This is a genomic window from Marinobacterium arenosum (assembly GCF_019795155.1).
In the GTDB taxonomy this organism is placed as follows: Bacteria; Pseudomonadota; Gammaproteobacteria; order Pseudomonadales; family Balneatricaceae; genus Marinobacterium_C; species Marinobacterium_C arenosum.
Genome location: NZ_JAILYN010000028.1, coordinates 14098 through 31727, shown reverse-complemented (window position 1 = coordinate 31727; position 17630 = coordinate 14098). Strand labels below are relative to the sequence as shown.

At 62.4% G+C, this 17630-nt stretch carries 20 protein-coding genes; 5 read left to right on the top strand and 15 right to left on the bottom strand.

Annotation, left to right across the window (positions count from 1 at the left end):
- The first annotated feature begins 194 nt into the window (after positions 1–194).
- A complete protein-coding gene (locus tag K6T12_RS13440; protein WP_222223347.1) occupies positions 195–692 on the top strand; it encodes an aminoacyl-tRNA deacylase in 498 nt (165 codons plus the stop codon).
- Positions 693–844: 152 nt separating this feature from the next.
- A complete protein-coding gene (locus K6T12_RS13435; protein ID WP_255611724.1) occupies positions 845–1261 on the top strand; it encodes a bacteriohemerythrin in 417 nt (138 codons plus the stop codon).
- Between the two features lie 333 nt (positions 1262–1594).
- Here the strand turns inward: K6T12_RS13435 and K6T12_RS13430 are convergent, their stop codons facing one another.
- The 15 genes from K6T12_RS13430 to K6T12_RS13360 all read right to left on the bottom strand — a co-directional run bounded on the left by K6T12_RS13430 (position 1595) and on the right by K6T12_RS13360 (position 14472).
- Positions 1595–2032: a YcgN family cysteine cluster protein gene (locus K6T12_RS13430; RefSeq protein WP_222223345.1), complete on the bottom strand. Its 438-nt coding sequence runs from the start codon at positions 2030–2032 to the stop codon at positions 1595–1597.
- Complete coding sequence (locus tag K6T12_RS13425; protein WP_222223343.1) at positions 2033–2320, bottom strand: YcgL domain-containing protein; 288 nt, start codon at positions 2318–2320, stop codon at positions 2033–2035.
- Position 2321: 1 nt separating this feature from the next.
- A complete protein-coding gene (rnd, locus tag K6T12_RS13420; RefSeq protein ID WP_222223341.1) occupies positions 2322–3500 on the bottom strand; it encodes a ribonuclease D in 1179 nt (392 codons plus the stop codon).
- A gap of 8 nt (positions 3501–3508) precedes the next feature.
- Positions 3509–4108, bottom strand: a complete 600-nt coding sequence (recR, locus tag K6T12_RS13415) for a recombination mediator RecR (RefSeq protein ID WP_222223339.1) — start codon at positions 4106–4108, stop codon at positions 3509–3511.
- A gap of 4 nt (positions 4109–4112) precedes the next feature.
- The gene (locus K6T12_RS13410; protein ID WP_222223337.1) at positions 4113–4439 is read right to left on the bottom strand and encodes a YbaB/EbfC family nucleoid-associated protein; all 327 of its coding nucleotides are present in this window, start codon (positions 4437–4439) and stop codon (positions 4113–4115) included.
- A gap of 221 nt (positions 4440–4660) precedes the next feature.
- A complete protein-coding gene (gene dnaX / locus K6T12_RS13405; RefSeq protein WP_222223335.1) occupies positions 4661–6709 on the bottom strand; it encodes a DNA polymerase III subunit gamma/tau in 2049 nt (682 codons plus the stop codon).
- Positions 6710–7431: 722 nt separating this feature from the next.
- Entirely contained in the window at positions 7432–8169 is a 738-nt protein-coding gene (locus K6T12_RS13400; protein WP_222223334.1) for an amino acid ABC transporter ATP-binding protein, read from the bottom strand.
- Positions 8166–8837, bottom strand: coding sequence for an amino acid ABC transporter permease (locus K6T12_RS13395; protein ID WP_222223332.1), 672 nt, complete (start codon positions 8835–8837; stop codon positions 8166–8168). The genes K6T12_RS13400 and K6T12_RS13395 overlap by 4 nt, the downstream gene beginning before the upstream one ends.
- Positions 8838–8855: 18 nt before the next feature.
- The gene (locus tag K6T12_RS13390) at positions 8856–9608 is read right to left on the bottom strand and encodes an amino acid ABC transporter substrate-binding protein (protein ID WP_222223330.1); all 753 of its coding nucleotides are present in this window, start codon (positions 9606–9608) and stop codon (positions 8856–8858) included.
- 186 nt (positions 9609–9794) lie between these two features.
- Positions 9795–10103, bottom strand: coding sequence for a hypothetical protein (locus tag K6T12_RS13385; protein WP_222223328.1), 309 nt, complete (start codon positions 10101–10103; stop codon positions 9795–9797).
- A gap of 1 nt (position 10104) precedes the next feature.
- Positions 10105–10578 carry a hypothetical protein gene (locus K6T12_RS13380; protein ID WP_222223326.1) on the bottom strand — a complete coding sequence of 158 codons (474 nt, stop codon included), beginning with the start codon at positions 10576–10578 and terminating at the stop codon, positions 10105–10107.
- 121 nt (positions 10579–10699) lie between these two features.
- Positions 10700–11062, bottom strand: coding sequence for a cupredoxin domain-containing protein (locus tag K6T12_RS13375; RefSeq protein ID WP_222223324.1), 363 nt, complete (start codon positions 11060–11062; stop codon positions 10700–10702).
- 13 nt (positions 11063–11075) lie between these two features.
- The gene (locus tag K6T12_RS13370) at positions 11076–13364 is read right to left on the bottom strand and encodes a heavy metal translocating P-type ATPase (protein WP_222223322.1); all 2289 of its coding nucleotides are present in this window, start codon (positions 13362–13364) and stop codon (positions 11076–11078) included.
- Positions 13365–13640: 276 nt separating this feature from the next.
- On the bottom strand, positions 13641–14042 hold the full coding sequence (cueR, locus tag K6T12_RS13365) for a Cu(I)-responsive transcriptional regulator (RefSeq protein WP_222223320.1): 402 nt from the start codon (positions 14040–14042) through the stop codon (positions 13641–13643).
- A gap of 91 nt (positions 14043–14133) precedes the next feature.
- On the bottom strand, positions 14134–14472 hold the full coding sequence (locus K6T12_RS13360) for a hypothetical protein (protein ID WP_222223318.1): 339 nt from the start codon (positions 14470–14472) through the stop codon (positions 14134–14136).
- Between the two features lie 255 nt (positions 14473–14727).
- Between K6T12_RS13360 and K6T12_RS13355 the strand changes: the two genes are divergently transcribed.
- The 3 genes from K6T12_RS13355 to K6T12_RS13345 all read left to right on the top strand — a co-directional run bounded on the left by K6T12_RS13355 (position 14728) and on the right by K6T12_RS13345 (position 17618).
- The gene (locus K6T12_RS13355; protein WP_222223316.1) at positions 14728–15108 is read left to right on the top strand and encodes a hypothetical protein; all 381 of its coding nucleotides are present in this window, start codon (positions 14728–14730) and stop codon (positions 15106–15108) included.
- A gap of 118 nt (positions 15109–15226) precedes the next feature.
- Positions 15227–15775: a cupredoxin domain-containing protein gene (locus tag K6T12_RS13350; protein WP_222223314.1), complete on the top strand. Its 549-nt coding sequence runs from the start codon at positions 15227–15229 to the stop codon at positions 15773–15775.
- A gap of 19 nt (positions 15776–15794) precedes the next feature.
- Positions 15795–17618, top strand: a complete 1824-nt coding sequence (locus tag K6T12_RS13345) for a copper resistance system multicopper oxidase (RefSeq protein ID WP_222223312.1) — start codon at positions 15795–15797, stop codon at positions 17616–17618.
- The last annotated feature ends 12 nt before the right edge of the window (positions 17619–17630 follow it).

Below are 17630 nucleotides of genomic sequence, written 5' to 3'. Positions count from 1 at the left end.
AGGATCAAGGCCGATCAGGCCCGCCCGCGGCGCCTGCCGTGCGGTATTGTCTGAAAATATGGCGCGAAATTGTACAACAATTTGGCAGCCGCTGACGAGAAATACGCCGCCCGGAAAAGGAAATCGCTCGACGGTGGGCCCATACTGCTAACAATCTGAACAACGAACCGCAAACGACAGCACAGGAGGTCATCATGAGCATGTCCAGCACCCTGGAACAATACCTGTCCGAGCAGCATACCCCCTACGAACTGATCAGCCACGGCTTCAGCGAGCATATGCTGGAAGCCGCCCATGCCAGCCAGCTGCCGGTCAAGGAGGTGGTCAAGGCCGTGGTACTGCGTGACGGCGACTACCATCTGCTGGCAGCGATCCCGGCGATGAACAAGCTGCTGTTGCCGGAAGTCAGCCGACTGATGGGGCGCCATCTGGAACTGGCCGAAGAAAACGAACTGCCGAAACTGTTCGGCGACTGCGAGATCGGTGCCGTGCCGCCGGTCGGCGAGCCGTTCGGCATGCCGATCATCTGGGACGACCGGCTGAGCGGCGATGAAGAGATCTACTTCGAAGCCGGCGATCACCGCCACCTGGTGCATGTCAGCGGCAGGGACTACATGAAGCTGCTGAAGAACAAACCCCATGGCGAGATCAGCTGCGCGCCGGAAGATGTGCCGGATCTGAGCAACTACTAGCTACCCGCCCATAACGCTCGCGCCCGGCCCATCGGTCGGTTTTTTGCTGATCCAGATCAGGCCGGGCTGAGTTTGGGGTGGCGGCGTCTGGGGTACACGGCCTTATTAATGTATATTTTCCGCATCTTTGATATCGATAGCGGAGCCGACCCATGACCGACACCCTGCTGATGGCCACCGATCAGATCCCGCAGGTGGCACTGGCCTTCATGAACGACGATCACCACGAAGCAGTAGAACTGATGAATGGGCTCAATGAAGCCCTGCAGGATGGTGAAGATGAGCAGATCGATGAATTGCTGGCCAGTTTCCTCGACCACAATCGCAGCCACTTCGGCCGCGAAGAGCAGCATATGCGCGACTACGGTTTCCCGGCCTACCCGGTACACAAAGGGGAACACGAGCGGGTGCTGGCGGAGATGGATCAGATGGCCAACTATTGGCTGACCCGGCGTGACCGGGGCCACCTGCAGCGCTACCTGACGGAAACCGTACTGCCCTGGTTCAACAACCACCTGGCGACCATGGATACCATGACGGCGATGTTCGTGGCCCGGCAGATGGGGTGAAAGAATTTTTATCCGAAGAAAAAGCCTGGCGGTGGAGGGTAAAAGCTTGCCGTGACCGGGCCCCTGTAGCAGCTGGCGTGGCATCCCCTTTGGGTACTGACCGCGACAGGTATCGGGATTCGTACCTTGATTCCGGTCGCCCTCGGAGCGGGCTGCTATGAAGCGCCCCCCCTGTAGGGCGCCACCCGGGGCGCCACCGCCGCAGGCGGCTGAAAACGCCTACTGGCGTTTGGCTAGCAGTGCCGACATTCGATCCGCATCGCGCCGAACTGCCAGCCTCGACCAGTAGCTTGGAGCTTGGGGCTTACTGCTGGTAACTAGCTGTCGTGAAACTCAGTCGATCACGTAATCGACCAATTCCTCTTCGCTGATCTCATCGTCACGCACTTCATAGACGTTCAGCACCGACACGCCGGCATCCACCGCCGAAGCCGGGTCGCCGCTGACCAGCGGGTGCCACTCCGGCAGCTCCTTGCCTTCATGTACCAGCCGATAGGCGCAACTGGGCGGTAGCCAGTGGAATGCACTGACATCCTGCGGCCGCAGCTTCACGCAGCTGGGTACCAGGTTGGTACGCTCCTCGTACTTGGTGCAACGGCAGGTTTCGAAATCCAGCAGATGGCAAACCACGGTGGTGTAGAACACCTCGTCGGTATCCTCGTCCTCCACCTTGTGCAGGCAGCAGAGCGCACAACCGTCGCAGAGCGATTCCCACTGCGATGGGGTCATCTTGTCGAGCGGCGTGCTGCGCCAGAAGACTTCGTGGGCCACTTAGCGTACCCCTGTTTCCGGGCGTTCCCGGTACAGGTCCAGCATGTAGTCGTCCTTGGGCGGCGGCATCTGCAGGTAGAAGCCCTTGTCGTCCAGCTCGGACAACAGCTTGTCGGTCTCCACCCGCGCCAACTTCTTGTCGGCCTTCAGCGGCATATCCATCACGTGGACCGGCTCACCGAACATCTGCAGCAGTGGCTCGGGCACCTTGCCGAGCTGATCGCGCTTGTCCACGTATAGGTACATCTCATCCTTACGCGGACTCTTGTAGATACTTACAATTTTCATGTTACTTGCTCTCTAAAGCTTGCAGCGCCTCGAGCAGCACCGGTCCGACCCGCTGCTGACGCCATTCACACATCTCCGCCGGCAGCTGGTACTGGCCCTGTTCACTGCGCGAACGGATGATCGCTTCCAGCTCTTTCTTGCGCAACAGCACTTCCGGCGGCACCTGCCACTGTTCGGCCAGCTGGCGGGCGGCGGTCTTCAGCGCCTTCATATGCGGCGCCCAGTGCACATGCAACGGCTGCGGAATCGGCTCCGGCGGATTTTCCGCCGCGCTGCGCTCGGCATTCTGCATGATCTGCAGAATAGTATCGCCATACAACCGCAACGAGCGCTGGCGCATCTCACTGAGCCGTCCCAGCTGCGGTTTGTTCTGCGGCCAACGGTCGATCAGCTGCAACAGGGCCTGGTTGCGTAGCACCCGGTTACGCGGCAGGTCGTCGTGCCGGCTGGTCTGTTCGCGCCAGGCGGAAAGATCACGCAATGCCGCCAGCTGAACGTCGTTGCGCCGGTACATCTGCGAAAAACGCTTGTAGTAGTGCACGCCGTCGGGGTCGCTGTCCGGCATCTGCGCCAGCAGCGTCTCGAACTCCTGGGCGGCCCACTCGCTGCGCTGCTGTTCATCCAGCAGCCGCTGCAACTCGGTCGCCACCGCCGGCAGGTAGGCCACATCCAGCGCGGCATAGCGTTCCTGGGCCGGGGTCAGCGGTCGCTGCAGCCAGTCGGAGGTGGTCTCCTCCTTGTCCAACGTCACCCCCAGGAAGCTTTCCAGCATCCGGCTCAGCCCCATCGAGAAACCCCAGCCGGCATAGGCGGCCGCCATCTGGGTGTCGAACAGCGGCTGCGGCAGGGCGCCGACGCTGTTCATGAACAGTTCCAGGTCCTCGGTGGCGGCGTGCAGCACCTTCAATACCGAGCGATCCTCCAGCAGTTCCTTCAGCGGTGTGTAGTCGCTGATCGACAGCGGATCGATCAGGTAGCAGCGCTGGTCGTCGGCCAGCTGGATCAGGCCGGGTATCGGGTAGAAGGTGTCGACCCGCTGGAATTCGGTATCCAGCGCCACCAGCGGCAGGCTGCGCCAGTGCGCTGCCAGCTCAACCAGTTGGCTGTTGCTCTCCACCCAAACCGGGTGCTCGGCGGCAGCTTCCAGCCGGCGCCAGTCGTAAGCCTCGGAGTTTGACATGCTGATTCCTAAAGCAGTGAACGACGCCCGGCCAAGGCATGGGCCAGGGTGCCGCCGTCGACATATTCCAGTTCACCACCCACCGGGACGCCATGGGCGATGCGGCTGAGCTTGATACCCAGGTCATTGAGCTGGGCGGCGATGTAATGCGCGGTGGCCTCGCCTTCCACGGTCGGATTGGTCGCCAGGATCAACTCCTTGACCTGCCCTTCCCGCACCCGCGCCAGCAGCTTGTCGATCCCCAGGTCTTCCGGTCCGACTCCGTCGATCGGCGACAAATGGCCGCCCAGCACGAAGTAGCGACCGCCAAAGCCGCCGGTCTGCTCGATCGCCAGCACGTCGAGCGGCGTTTCCAGCACGCACAACAAGCTGTCGTCGCGCGACTCGCTGCTGCACAGCTCGCACAGCTCGCTTTCCGACAGCGTATTGCAGCGGCTGCAGCGACCGACCTTGTCGATCGCTTCGTTCAACGCATCGGCCAGCTCGCCCGCGCCCTGACGGTCACGCTCCAGCAGATGGAACGCCATCCGCTGGGCCGACTTGGGCCCCACGCCCGGCAGGCAACGCAGGCTGCCGATCAACTGTTCGATCAGAGGACTGAAAGCCATGGCATCAGAACGGCATGTTGAAGCCCGGCGGCATCTGCATCCCGCCGGTCACCTTGGCCATCTTCTCCTGGGAGGTAGTTTCCACCTTACGCACGGCGTCGTTGACCGCCGCGGCGATCAGGTCTTCCAGGATCTCCTTGTCCTCTTCCATCAGGCTATCATCGATGTTGATACGCTTGACGTCATGACGACCGGTCATCACCACCTTGACCAGGCCCGCGCCGGACTCGCCGGTGACTTCCATATTGGCGATCTCTTCCTGGGCTTTCTGCAGGTTCTCCTGCATCTTCTGGGCCTGCTTCATCAGGTTGCCCATACCACCTTTCATCATGGTATCTACCTCGTTAACTCAATTCGGATAATTGCTGCTAGCAGCCTGCCGGACTTAACACTAATCTACTGCGGAAAAACGGATATTGGTCATCTTTATCGAACGATTTCGTTAAATAGCTCGCTATTCGCCTCAATCGTTCGAAAAATCTGCCTCAATTCCGTTTTCCCTCGCGACGATCGGTCAAGCCCGACAGGCTGCTAGGTTCAGATCGGCCCGGCTCATGCCGGTTCATCGATCGGCACCACGGTGTCCAGTTCGATCCGGCCGTTGAACTGCGCGATGATCGCCTGCACCGTGGCATCATTCTGGATATCGCTGACCGCTCTGGCCAACCGCTCCTGGCGCTTACGCTCCTGGTACTCGGCCGGGGTCTCGCGGGTCTGCTCACCTTTTTCAAAGTCTACCTGAAGCTGGCTGGCAAAATAGTTGCTCAGCGCGGTGCTGATCCGTTCGCGCTGCACTTCGCTGAGCAACGCTTCCTGCGCCTCGGTATAGTGGAACCGCAACTGGTTGCCGGCCACCGCCTCCAGCGACAGGGTACGCGCCAGACTGTCGGTCATACCGCTGACGCCGATCCGGTGCACCAGGGTCACCCAATGTGCCGGTTGCAGCTGATCGAGACTGACCTCTTCGTCCGCCTGATCCGGCGCCAGCACCTTGTCGCTGTTAACAGCAACCGCGGCCATCGGTTCAGCGGTCGGAGCGGACGGCGCTGTCGCAACCGCCGGTTCGACCGCAACGGCCACGGCTTCAGGCGCCGCTACGGGAGCGGCGCGCGGCGGCGCTTCAGGCTTTTTTACCGGCGCGGCATCCTCATAGCTGCCGGCCGGCGGCAGGTCGTAATCGTCCCAGGGCGGCGGATCATCAGACGCAGTCGGTGCCGACACCGGAGCCGGCTGGGCCAGCGGCTGCGGCGCGGCAACCGGTTGCGGCGTTTGCTGCGGCGCCTGTTGCCGCTCTTGATGCAGTGGCGGCTGCTGCGCAGATTGCACGGCGGCCGGCTGCGGTGTCGATTGCGGTACCGGCGTTGCGCGCTGCTGATTGGCTACCGGTTCGACGCCGCTGGGCTGTGCCGGAGCCGTCGCCTGGGTTGCCGACTGAGTTGCCGCCGGATTCGGCGCGGCAGCCGGCTGCTGTGCAGCGGTGCCGGTCCGCTCGCCCATGTCGACGCGTGGTGCTGCGCCGGCCGGTCGGAACGCGGCCATCCGCAGCAGCACCATCTCCAGCCCCTCACGGGCATCGGCCACATAGGGCAGGTCCTTGCGGCCCATCAACGCCACCTGGTAGTACAACTGCACATCTTCGGCGCTCAGCCGGCCGGCCAGTGCCTCCACCTGTGCCTTGTCACCGAGGCTGTTGTCGACCGCTTCGGGCACCGCCTGGGCGATGGCGATCCGGTGCAGCAGACTGATCAGATCGGCCAGCACGGTATCGTAGTCCGGCGAGAACTGGGCCAGCTCGGTCACCGTCTCCAGCAACGCGCGGCAATCGCCGTCGGCCAGCTGCTCCAGCATCCGGTAAACCAGCCGTTGGTCGATGGTACCGAGCATCGCTCGCGCATCGGCCTCGTTGACCTGGCCGGCGCCGAAAGCGATCGCCTGGTCGGTCAGGCTCATCGCATCGCGCATCGAGCCGTCGGCCGAGCGGGCCAGCAGCCAGAGCGCCGGCTCTTCGAACGGGATCTGCTCGGCGCCGAGCACCGTCTTCAGGTGATCGACGATCCGCTCCGGGATCATGTTTTTCAGGTTGAACTGCAGGCAGCGCGACAGGATGGTGACCGGCAGCTTCTGCGGATCGGTGGTCGCCAGCAGGAACTTGACGTGCGGCGGCGGCTCCTCCAGCGTCTTCAACAGCGCGTTGAAGGAGTGGGTCGACAGCATGTGCACCTCGTCGATCAGGTACACCTTGTAGCGGCCGTGGGTCGGCGCGTACTGGACGTTCTCCAGCAGGTCGCGGGTATCCTCGACCTTGGTGCGCGAGGCGGCATCCACCTCGATCAGGTCGACGAAGCGGCCCTCGGCGATCTCGGTACAGGCGCTGCACTGGCCACAGGGCCGTGACGACACCCCCTGCTCACAGTTCAGGGATTTTGCGAACAGCCGGGCGATGGAGGTTTTACCGACCCCGCGGGTACCGGTAAACAGATAGGCGTGGTGCAGGCGGTCGTCATCCAGCGCGTTGACCAGCGCCTTCAGGACATGCTCCTGCCCCACCATCTCCTGGAAGGTTTTCGGTCGCCACTTGCGGGCGAGCACCTGATAACTCATCGGACAGATCCACGGCGGTTCAATTGGGAAGAACAGGCGCTAATGCTACCGGTAAGGCGCCGTCAGCGCCAGTTTCGCGCCCTCGCCAACGGCAGAAAAGCGCTTTGGAATCAGCAGCAAAGCAAAGAGAGCGGGTCTTCGGAACTTGCGACAGCGGCGCCAACAATAAAGTTCAACGGGGAACAGCGGCCAACCGCCTCATCTATTCAGAGGAAAAGCTGCAAGGTGGTGATAAAGCCGAACAGGAACATCGCCACGGCGAGCACGGCGTACAACGCGATCAGGTAGGTCAGCACGCGACGCTTCATGACGAACAACCTCGGCAGCGATGACTGAACAAGACCACGCAACATATATACCACCTCAATAGAAGTTAAATATCAGCAAGTTACTCGAAACCGGAATCGAAGAGCCGGCCAAAACTGTAAAGATTGGTTTACATATTAAGCCAATCACCGACATCGGCAGGGTCGCACGCCAGTCCATCCGGACGCCGGGAGCGGTCACCATGACACCATCCAATTAGCTCTCGAGCCTACCGATAAGCGGACACAAGGAACAGCCCCCATCAGCGGCGGGCTCAGCGTCTAGCGCGAGAATCTAATAACAATTTGAATCAAGCGGGATTCGGCTCTACAGCCGGTCTATGTTGGAGGGGGAGGTAAAGTACAGCCGGCTGCCTATCAGGACAGCCGGCTGGTGGGGGATGACAGAAAAACCGCTCAGCGGCGCAGCACCTTGCGCAGGAACGCCTGGGTGCGCGGGTCGTCCGGCTCGGCGAAGATCTTCTGCGGCGGGCCCTGCTCGACGATCCGGCCGCCCTCCATGAACAGCACCCGGTCGGCTACGTCGCGGGCAAAGCTCATCTCGTGGGTGACCACCACCATGGTCTGCTTGCGCTCGGCCAGCCGCTTCATCAGCTGCAGCACCTCGTCAACCCACTCCGGGTCCAGCGCCGAGGTCGGCTCGTCGAACAGCATCACCTTGGAATGGGAGGCCATCGCCCGGCCGATACCGACCCGCTGCTGCTGACCGCCGGACAGCGCCGCCGGGTAGCTGTTTTCCTTGTCGGCCAGACCGATATCGGCCAGGATCGACCGCGCCTCCGCCAGCGCCTCTCGACGCGGCTTGTTCCAGACCGTGATCAGCCCCTCGGCGATGTTCTGCAACGCGGTCTTGTTGGCGAACAGCGCGTAGTTCTGGAACACGAAGCTGGTATTGCGACGCAGCTTCAGCACATCCTTCTTGCTGGCGTGGCCGACATCAACCGCGTCACCGTCGATCTCGATCACCCCCTGGTCAGGTTGCTCCAACAGGTTGATACAGCGCAGCAGGGTCGACTTGCCGGTACCGGACGGGCCGATCACCACGATGATCTCCCCTTCGGCGATATCCAGGTCGATACCGTTCAGCACTGGCGTGCCATTGAAGGTTTTTACCAGATTACGGATACGGATCATCGTTGGTAGGCCCGGTTCAGTTTGGTTTCCAGTCGCAGCTGCAGCCGGGTGAACAGTACCACCACCACCCAGTAGATCAACGCCACCGCCAGGAAGCTTTCGAAGAACTTGAAACTGGAGGAGGCTTCCATCTGGGCCCGCGCCATCAGCTCGGCGACGCCGAGGGTGAACGCCAGCGAGGTGGACTTGATCATGTCGACGAACTGGTTCATCAGCGACGGCAGCGCGATCCGCGCCGCCTGCGGCAGGATGATCCGGCGCATCGCCATCAGCGGCGACTGGCCGATCGACAGCGCCGCTTCCATCTGGCTGCGGTCGATACCGATGATCGCCGCCCGGATGCTCTCCGCCATGTAGGCTGAGAAGTGCAGCGACAGACCGATCACCGCGGCGGTGAAGGCATCGATGCCGACCAGCGGCGGGAACATCTGCGGCAGCCCGTAGTAGAGCAGGAACAGCTGTACCAGCAGCGGCGTGCCCCGGAAGAACGAGATATAGAGCTGGACCAGCCAGTCGAGCAGCGGCACGCGGAACACCCGCACCACCGCCATCACCACCGCCAGCAGCAGGGCAAATACCAGCCCCAGCAGCGCCATCTGCATGGTGATGCCCAGATAGCGCAGCAGCAGCGGGATCAGCTCGATGAAGTAGCTCAGATCAAAATTCATGGTCGCGCGAACCGCCCGTTAGTGGGAGGTGATATCACCGTCGAACCATTTCTCGGAGATCGCCTTCAGGGCACCGTCCGCTTTCATCGCCGCCAACGCCTTGTTGATCTCCGTCTGCAGGCGCTTGCCTTTTTCGTTGTTCAGCAGCGGCCAGGCGTTTTCGATAGTTTCGAAGGCTGCACCGGCGTGTACGAACGGCAGGTTGTGCTCCTTGATCAGCGCCATCGAGGAGACACGGTCCATCACGAACGCATCGATCCGGCCCAGCATCAGCTCCTGCTCGATACCGGTGTCGTAGGTCTTGATGTTGATCTTGTTGTCCTTGTCGTAGGCGCGCAGCAGCTGCTCGTAGTTGGAACCCAGGTTGACCGCTACGGTCTTGCCGGCCAGGTCCTCGATGCCTTTGATGTCGCTACCCTTGCGGGTGACCACCTGGGCGCCGTCCACCACGTACGGGTTGGAGAACAGGTACTTGGCCTTACGCTCGTCGGTGATGGTGATCTGGTTGGAGATGGTGTCGATACGGCCGCTCTCCAGCAGACCGAACAGGCCGGAGAAGTTGGAGGTGACGAACTCGACCTGGTAGTCGTTGCGCTTGCCGATCTCGTTCCAGATATCCACCTCGAAGCCCTGCAGCACGTCCTTCTTGACGAAGGTGAACGGGAAGTACTGACCGGACATGCCCACCTTGACCACTTCCGCCGCCAGCGCGCCCTGCGCCGCCAGAGCGATACCCAGCGCCAGGACCGCCTTACGCATCATTTTCAGCATGGAATTCTCCAAACATTCAGGAATTTGTTTATAAGAAAAAGAAATACCAAAAACAGCCAGACATAGCCATTTGGTATAATTGAGGCGCATCATACACCTGAAGAATTCGAGAATCACCCGCCAGGGCAACAGGTGAAACCTGTAGGAACCATCTACAGGTTCCGCACGGAATGTACCGACGGGGCTTTATATGAAAAAGCCTGCAATGATCAGAGCACTCAGCACTATGCTGGCGGAGATGATCGCGCTTAGCGCATTACCACTCAGGCGGCTGCCTACCTCGCCCCGAGCCAGCACCCAGCCAAGCACCAGAAAGACGATCAGCACAAAAATGCCATGGCTCACCCAGTGGTGGCCGGTCGCCGACTTCATCAGAGCCAGCACCGTATCCTGATTCAGCTCTTTAATGACCACTAGAATCGCACTCAGCAAACTGGTGATAGCCAGCGCCAGTCCAAAGGCAGCGGTCTTACTGTCGACTCCGGTTTCTTTCATGTCAGCCCCCCATCGCCCCTTTAGCCAGCAGTGCAACCTTGACGCCCATAGCGATCAGCGCGCCTGCCCCCTCCATCGCTAGCCCCAACAGCACTATCCAACCGGACAACCAAAGGACCAGTCCCCTTACCTGGGGACGCTCCGGTGCTAATCGTAATGCAACCATCGGTAAATAGGTCGACAGTAACAGCAGGCTGAAAAAGATATGCTCCTTCGCCTCCATGAAAAAGCTGTGAGCGAACGGCCAGGGCCCCTCCTTGATCAGAGCCTTGTCCGCGCCGTAATAAACCACGTACCAATAACCACCAATCAGATAACTCAGCCACATCAGAGCCGCCCCTGCCAGGCTAACCCACCGGATACGCCCTTGGCTGGCGACACTATTGGTGAGCGTTTCGGCAAATACCCAGACCGAGGCAAGAATGGCAAGAACACCGAAGGAGGCGTGCAGCATCAGTATCATTTCATTCGGCATAGGCTTGCTCCTTGTAACAGAGCGGAGGATAGATCCAGCCCGCCAATACACCGCACAGGCCAGGCCTTACAAAACCATAGCCTATAGCCAACGCACTGCATTGCCAGTCCCCACCAGATATTCATGACTGCGCCTCCACCAGCAGCTCGCCGCGATACATCTGCATCTGGCAGGTGAAGGCATAAGTACCGGGCGGCTGGGGTGGCAGGCTGATCTCCTTAACCTTGTCGACCGGCAGCTCTTCGCTGATATCCAGATCGGCGAACACCACTGTGCCGGCACAGGGCGAGGCGTCCCTGCGCAGGAAGCGCAGGGTGGCCGGCTGGCCGGCGGGAAGCCGGATGCGGGCCGGTTGATAGACGCCGTCCTCGACGATCACGGTGATCGCGCCGTCGCCGGCGCTGGCCTCGCCCGGCTTGTAGAGCCAGAACCACCAGACGATCAGCCCGATCAGCAGCAATCCCAGAATATTGACCAGCACCATCCGTCGCTCCTCCTCAGTGTTGCTGCGCCTTGAACAACCGCAGCCGGTTGGCGTTGCTGACCACCGTCAGCGATGAGAACGCCATCGCCGCGCCGGCGATCACCGGGCTGAGCAGCAGCCCGAAGAACGGGTACAGCACACCGGCGGCGAACGGCACCCCGGCCACGTTGTAGATGAAGGCGCCGAACAGGTTCTGCTTGATATTGCGCAGGGTCGCCCTGCTGACCGCGATCGCATCGGCCAGACCGTGCAGCGAGCCGCGCATCAGGGTGACGTCGGCGCTCTCGATCGCCACATCGGTACCGGTGCCGATGGCGAAGCCGACATCGGCCTGGGCCAGCGCCGGGGCGTCGTTGATGCCGTCGCCGGTCATGCCGACGACCTCGCCCTGGCGCTGCAGTTCGACCACCTTGCCGGCCTTATCCTCCGGCAATACCTCGGCAAAGAACTCGCTGATACCGGCCTTGGCGGCCACCGCCTCGGCGGTCGCACGGTTGTCGCCGGTCAGCATCACCACCCGGATACCGTCGTCCTGCAACCGTTTGATGGCGGCGATGGAATCCTCCTTGAGCGGATCGGCCACCGCGATGATCGCCTCCAGCTGACCGTCAACGGCGAAGTACATCGGCGTTTGCGCCTGTGCCGCCAGCTGTTGCGCCCGGTCGACCTGGCCGGCGATCTCGACACCTGCGCCACGCATCAGCTTTTCGTTACCGAACAGCAGGGCATGGCCATTCACCCTGCCGCGTACCCCCTGGCCGGCCAGGGCCTGGAACTGCTCGACAGCATCCAGCGGGAGGCTACGCGCGCGGGCGGACTCGGCGATCGACACCGCCAGCGGGTGTTCCGAGCCCGCCTCCAGGCTGGCCGCCAGTTGCAGCAGCTGAGCCTCGCTGCGCTGCGCGGTGCGGTGGATCTCGGTCACCCGGGGCGTGCCTTCGGTGATGGTGCCGGTCTTGTCGAGGATCATCGCGCTGATTTTCGAGGCGGTCTGCAGCGCCTCGCCGTTGCGAATCAGCACCCCGGCCTCCGCCGCCTTGCCGACCCCGACCATCACCGACATCGGCGTGGCCAGCCCCAGCGCGCAGGGGCAGGCGATAATCAGCACGGTGGTGGCCGAGACGATGGCGAAGGCGATCGCCGGCTCGGGACCGAAATTCAGCCAGGCCAGCGCACTGAGCACCGCGATGATCATGATCACCGGCACGAAATAGCCGGCGATCAGGTCCGCCAGCCGGCCGATCGGCGGCTTGGAGTTCTGCGCCCGCTTGACCATCTGGATGATCCGCGCCAGCGCAGTGTCCTTGCCGACGCGGGTGGCCCGGAACACCAGCGAGCCGGTCTTGTTGAGGGTGCCGCCGACCACCTCGTCATCGACGCCCTTCTCCACCGGCATCGGCTCGCCGGTCAGCATCGACTCATCCACCGCGCTATGTCCGTCGGTCACCACCCCATCCACCGGGATCTTTTCGCCGGGCCGCACCCGTACCCGGTCGTCCGCCAACACCTGCTCGATGGGAATATCGAGCTCCTGGCCGTCGCGGATCACCCGGGCGGTTTTCGCCTGCAGGCCGATCAGCCGCTTGATCGCCTCGGAGGTGCGGCCGCGTGCCTTGACCTCCAGTGCCAGCCCCAGGTCGATCAGACCGATGATCATCGCGGTGGCTTCGAAGTAGACGTGGCGCGCCATCTCCGGCACCGCCTGCGGGAAGAACACCACCACCATCGAGTACAGCCAGGCGGTACCGGTACCGAGCGCGATCAGGGTGTCCATATTGGCGCTGTGGTTGAGAAAAGACTTCCAGGCGCCGACATAGAAATGGCGGCCGGAAAACAGCATCACGCCGAGGGTCAGCAGGCCCACCAGCAGCCAGGCCAGCCGCTCCAGGTTGGTGGTGACCGTCATCTCGCCGACGACGATGCTGTAGATCATCAGCGGAATGCCCAGCGCCAGCGCGATGGCCATCTCGCGCATCAGCCGCTTGTAGTAGGCCCAGTCCGCCTGCTCCTTCTCCGCCAGCAGGTCGCTTTCCGCTTCCGCTTCGGTGCCCCGGGCGTTGTAGCCGGCCGCCTCGACCGCCTTGATAAGTTGCGCCTCGGCGGCGTCGCCGGTCACGGTGACGGTGCGCTGGGCGAAGTTCATCACCGCGTCCTGCACCCCCGGCACCTGTTTCAGGGCCTTTTCGATCTTGCCGACGCAGCTGGCACAGCCGGCGCCTTCGATCAGCAGTTCCCGGCGGGCGGCGGACTGTCCTGGTTGAGCGTGACTGTGGCATTGCTCCTGGTCTTGTACGGACGCCATGGTATTCACCGCTGTTAATGCATGCGCGGACGCCCGCTTCGATTGTCAGCAGAAGCTAACCGCGCAGCTGGTTAAATGGCGCGCCCTGGCAGCGTAGACAGAAGGCGCCGGTGCCGACAGAGCGTTTCTCCATAATCAAACTAAAGGTTCCAGTCGCTAGATGGTCAACAGCTGCACGGCCGAAATCGCCGCCACCTCATGACCTGGATCAGTTCCGCCGAACACTAGGGCACCGCCCACGGGGACGATGCGGGACCACATCATGCAGAAAGCGGCTTAGGATGCCGACTCCCCGGCCGTCAACTGGTCGATAATCGGGCAGCGGGCCCCCTCATCACCCGGACAGCGATCCACCGTACCCAGCATCAGTGCCCGCTTCTGTTGCAGCTGATCGATCTCCGCCTCGAGGGCGGCCAGTTTCTCGAGAAACTTCCGCTTCACATCGGCACTGCGCCGCTGCGGATCTTCCGCCAACTGCAGCAACTCATGGCTTTCCTGCAGGCTGAAGCCGAGATCGCGCGCCCGCTTGATAAACCGCAACTGCGCAATCTGCGCGGCGTTGTAGGTGCGATAACCGTTCTCCGCCCGGGCCGCCGGGCGGATAATGCCCTGCTGCTCATAGAAACGGATGGTCTTGCTGCTAAGGCCAGTCTGGCTGGCCGCCTGAGAGATGTTCACGGTGGTACCCCCTTGGAACCGATCATAGTGACAAGCAGCCGCAACCGGCTGCCTGAACGCGGGTCAGTTCGGGCAGGCTCGCCCGACATGTTCAGAGCGGCGTCACGTGCCGTGGCGGAGGGGTTTGGAGGGATACAAGAAATGAGGGCGGATCGCCTACCGGCTGATCGAACCAGGACGCCGCTGCCGGACCAAGCGACGCAGACGCAGCGACAGCGATGACGCAGTGGCTGGCGCAGCTGACGCCATCCTCGCACAGCCCGCGGTCGGTACAGTCGGCCTGCGGCAGGTAGCCATCGTCCGACAGCGCCAGATGGCTCATCACGGCAGCCTGGCCAGCCCCTGCCATCGACACGGGCGCAACCGCCCCGGCGGCAATCAGAACGAGCAGCATGACTGTGCGTAGCGCCTGGCGCATAACGAATTCCATTCAATCAGATCTTGGTGCACGGCTGAGATATGCGGTCACAGAGAAAAGTTCCCGATCGATATAGAGAATGCACGTTTTCAGGCAAGTTTCAGCCGCTGGGCCTATTTTTATCATCAGGAGCGGCTGCGGCTAAGCCGCTATTGCTAAATATGCTAAATAGCAAACGGGCTTGACCTTTCCCTTGCTGGAAGCCTTACCTTGGCCCAACGCGAGTCCACCGACCGCCAACCAATATCCAGGAGTTGTTCCCTGCCCATGACTTTCCGGCTACAGAGCCTCATCAGTTGCCTGTTCGCCCTGCTGCTGCTAGCGGGGCCGGCAACCAGCAGTGCCGGTTTCTACCCGCCGCCAAGCGAACAGGGCACCGGCTCTCTTGTGGAACATACACAGGGCGCCACCGGTCATGGGCAGCAGCACGATCAGATGTCGGTGATGCAGGCGCTATGCGCCAACGACTGCGCGGCGCAGTGCGGCGGCATACTGGACTGCGGCTGTTGCCTGCAAGGCTGCGACCTCTGTCCGGCCGACCTGTTTTCCCCCGCGGCTCCGATCCATTACCTGCAGGCCGGCGCGACCACGATGCCGCCGTCGATACGCCAGTTCCCGCTTAAACGCCCTCCCCGACCTCGGTTCTGACGCCCCCAGGCCGGCATTCCGTGATGCGGGCCATTTTCGGAGGCGATCATCAGCCGGGCACCGATCAGCCCCGGCTGCACTCGACATCACCCGACAGATTTTTTAACGAGGTCAAACCATGAACAAAGTCACTCCATTCGCCCTGGCTGCTCTGATTCTCGGCGCTCCGGCTGTCGCCGGCAGCTCAGCCGGACATGGCATGGACAACGGCCACAACGGCCACAACGGCCACGGCAGCATGGCGCATCACCCGGAAATGCCCGACGGGGCACATCCGGGGCGCGGCCATATCGGATCCGCCGCCGGCCATCCTGGCCGGCTGGCGGATATCGACCGCACCCTTCAGGTCAGTGCCGATGACAGCATGCGCTTCTCGCCGGACAGCTGGCGGATAAACGCCGGTGAAACCATTCGCTTTATCGTCACCAACAACGGCCGCCTGCGCCACGAATTCGCTATCGGCGACTCAGACGAGATGCGCCGGCACGCACAGATGATGCGCGAGATGCCGGATATGGCGCATGACGAGGGCAATGCCGTCAGCATGGCGCCCGGCGAAACCCAACAACTCATCTGGACCTTCAGCCGGCCCGGCACTTTCGAAGCCGCCTGCAACCTGCCCGGCCATTACGAGGCCGGCATGAAAGCAACACTGGACGTGCGCTAAGCCAGCGGAGGAGACGTGAATGAAAAACATCAATCTGAACCGACGGCAATTCGTACAAGGGCTGGCACTGGGCGGCGTGGTGGCTGGCCTGGGCGTGCCGGGCGGCAAGCTGCTCGCCGCCCCGGCCGCCAACCAACAGCCTCCGCTGTTGAGCGGTAACCGGATCGACCTGACGATCGGCGCCCAGCGGGTGGACTTCACCGGTCGCTCGCGCTTCGCCACCACTGTGAACAACAGCCTGCCGGCCCCCACCCTGCGGTTGAAACAGGGTGAAGAGGTCACCTTGCGGGTCACCAACCGGCTGCGCGAGACCAGCTCCATCCACTGGCACGGCCTGATCCTGCCCACCGGCATGGACGGGGTGCCGGGCATCTCCTTTGACGGCATCCCGCCCGGTGAAACCTTCATCTACCACTTCAAGGTGCAGCAGAGCGGCACCTACTGGTATCACAGCCATTCCGGCTTTCAGGAGCAGACCGGGCTGTACGGTCCGATCATTATCGATCCGCTGGAGCCGGAGCCGTTCAGCTACGATCGCGACTACGTGGTGATGCTGTCGGACTGGAGCGATGAAAACCCACACGCAATCTACGCCAAGCTGAAGAAACTGAGCCACTACTACAACTTCAACGAGCGCACGCTGGACGACACGCTGGCCGATCTGCGCCGCCAGGGAGCGGCCGCCACCTGGCGGGACCGCTCGATGTGGGAGCGGATGCGGATGAGCGATCGCGACCTGTCCGACGTGACCGGCTATACCTACACTTTCCTGATGAACGGCCAGACACCCATGCAGGGCTGGCAAGGGCTGTTCAAACGGGGCGAACGGGTGCGCCTGCGCTTTATCAACGGCGCCGCGATGACCTTCTTCGACGTGCGGATTCCCGGCCTGAAGATGACGGTGGTGGCGGCCGACGGCCAGAATGTCGAGCCGGTCAGCGTGGACGAGTTCCGCATCGGCGTGGCCGAAACCTACGATGTCATCGTCGAGCCCAGCGATCAGCAGGCCTACTGCGTCTTCGCCCAGGCGATCGATCGCAGCGGCTATGCGCGCGGCACCCTGACACCGGATGCCGGGCTGACCGCCCCGGTACCGCCGATGGACCCGCTGCCGATCCTGAGCCATGCCGATATGGGGATGGCCAACGGCGGGCATGTGATGGCGGGCGGCGGCCACCAGGGCCATGACATGAAGGCGATGCAGATGGACCATAGCGGGCACCAGATGCCGATAGATCACAGCCGCCATGGGATGATGGCGGAACAGGCCGGCCACGATATGGCGGCGATGTCACCGCCGGCCACACCTCAGCCGACCGCACCTCAGCCGGTCAAACATGCGGCCACCGAGTACGGCCCCCATGTGGATATGCGGGCGGAGAATCCGCAATACCGGCTGGACGACCCCGGCGTGGGACTGCGCAACAACGGCCGCCGGGTACTGAGCTACGCCGACCTGCGCAACCTGAACGAGACCCGGGACCGGCGCGAACCGCAGCGCGAGATCGAACTGCACCTGACCGGCAACATGAGCCGTTATATGTGGTCGATCAACGGCGTCAAGTTCGCCGACGCGGAGCCGATCAAGCTGAACTACGGCGAGCGGCTGCGGTTCACTTTCGTCAACGACACCATGATGAACCACCCGATGCACCTGCACGGCATGTGGAGCGAACTGGAGAGCGGCGACGACCGCCACCTGCCCCGCAAACACACCGTGGTGGTCCAGCCGGGCACCCGCATCAGCTATCAGGTGACCGCGGACGCACCGGGCAAGTGGGCGTTCCACTGCCACCTGCTCTACCACATGCCGGGCATGTTCCGTGAAGTCCATGTCATTTAAGGAGCGAATGCA

Bases quoted from the DNA above. Each gene is read 5' to 3' on its own strand.
- K6T12_RS13440 (WP_222223347.1), top strand. From the start codon at position 195: ATGAGCATGTCCAGCACCCTGGAACAATACCTGTCCGAGCAGCATACC.
- K6T12_RS13435 (WP_255611724.1), top strand. From the start codon at position 845: ATGACCGACACCCTGCTGATGGCCACCGATCAGATCCCGCAGGTGGCA.
- K6T12_RS13425 (WP_222223343.1), bottom strand. From the start codon at position 2,320: ATGAAAATTGTAAGTATCTACAAGAGTCCGCGTAAGGATGAGATGTAC.
- rnd (WP_222223341.1), bottom strand. From the start codon at position 3,500: ATGTCAAACTCCGAGGCTTACGACTGGCGCCGGCTGGAAGCTGCCGCC.
- recR (WP_222223339.1), bottom strand. From the start codon at position 4,108: ATGGCTTTCAGTCCTCTGATCGAACAGTTGATCGGCAGCCTGCGTTGC.
- K6T12_RS13410 (WP_222223337.1), bottom strand. From the start codon at position 4,439: ATGATGAAAGGTGGTATGGGCAACCTGATGAAGCAGGCCCAGAAGATG.
- dnaX (WP_222223335.1), bottom strand. From the start codon at position 6,709: ATGAGTTATCAGGTGCTCGCCCGCAAGTGGCGACCGAAAACCTTCCAG.
- K6T12_RS13400 (WP_222223334.1), bottom strand. From the start codon at position 8,169: ATGATCCGTATCCGTAATCTGGTAAAAACCTTCAATGGCACGCCAGTG.
- K6T12_RS13395 (WP_222223332.1), bottom strand. From the start codon at position 8,837: ATGAATTTTGATCTGAGCTACTTCATCGAGCTGATCCCGCTGCTGCTG.
- K6T12_RS13390 (WP_222223330.1), bottom strand. From the start codon at position 9,608: ATGCTGAAAATGATGCGTAAGGCGGTCCTGGCGCTGGGTATCGCTCTG.
- K6T12_RS13385 (WP_222223328.1), bottom strand. From the start codon at position 10,103: ATGAAAGAAACCGGAGTCGACAGTAAGACCGCTGCCTTTGGACTGGCG.
- K6T12_RS13380 (WP_222223326.1), bottom strand. From the start codon at position 10,578: ATGCCGAATGAAATGATACTGATGCTGCACGCCTCCTTCGGTGTTCTT.
- K6T12_RS13375 (WP_222223324.1), bottom strand. From the start codon at position 11,062: ATGGTGCTGGTCAATATTCTGGGATTGCTGCTGATCGGGCTGATCGTC.
- K6T12_RS13370 (WP_222223322.1), bottom strand. From the start codon at position 13,364: ATGGCGTCCGTACAAGACCAGGAGCAATGCCACAGTCACGCTCAACCA.
- K6T12_RS13360 (WP_222223318.1), bottom strand. From the start codon at position 14,472: ATGGAATTCGTTATGCGCCAGGCGCTACGCACAGTCATGCTGCTCGTT.
- K6T12_RS13355 (WP_222223316.1), top strand. From the start codon at position 14,728: ATGACTTTCCGGCTACAGAGCCTCATCAGTTGCCTGTTCGCCCTGCTG.
- K6T12_RS13350 (WP_222223314.1), top strand. From the start codon at position 15,227: ATGAACAAAGTCACTCCATTCGCCCTGGCTGCTCTGATTCTCGGCGCT.
- K6T12_RS13345 (WP_222223312.1), top strand. From the start codon at position 15,795: ATGAAAAACATCAATCTGAACCGACGGCAATTCGTACAAGGGCTGGCA.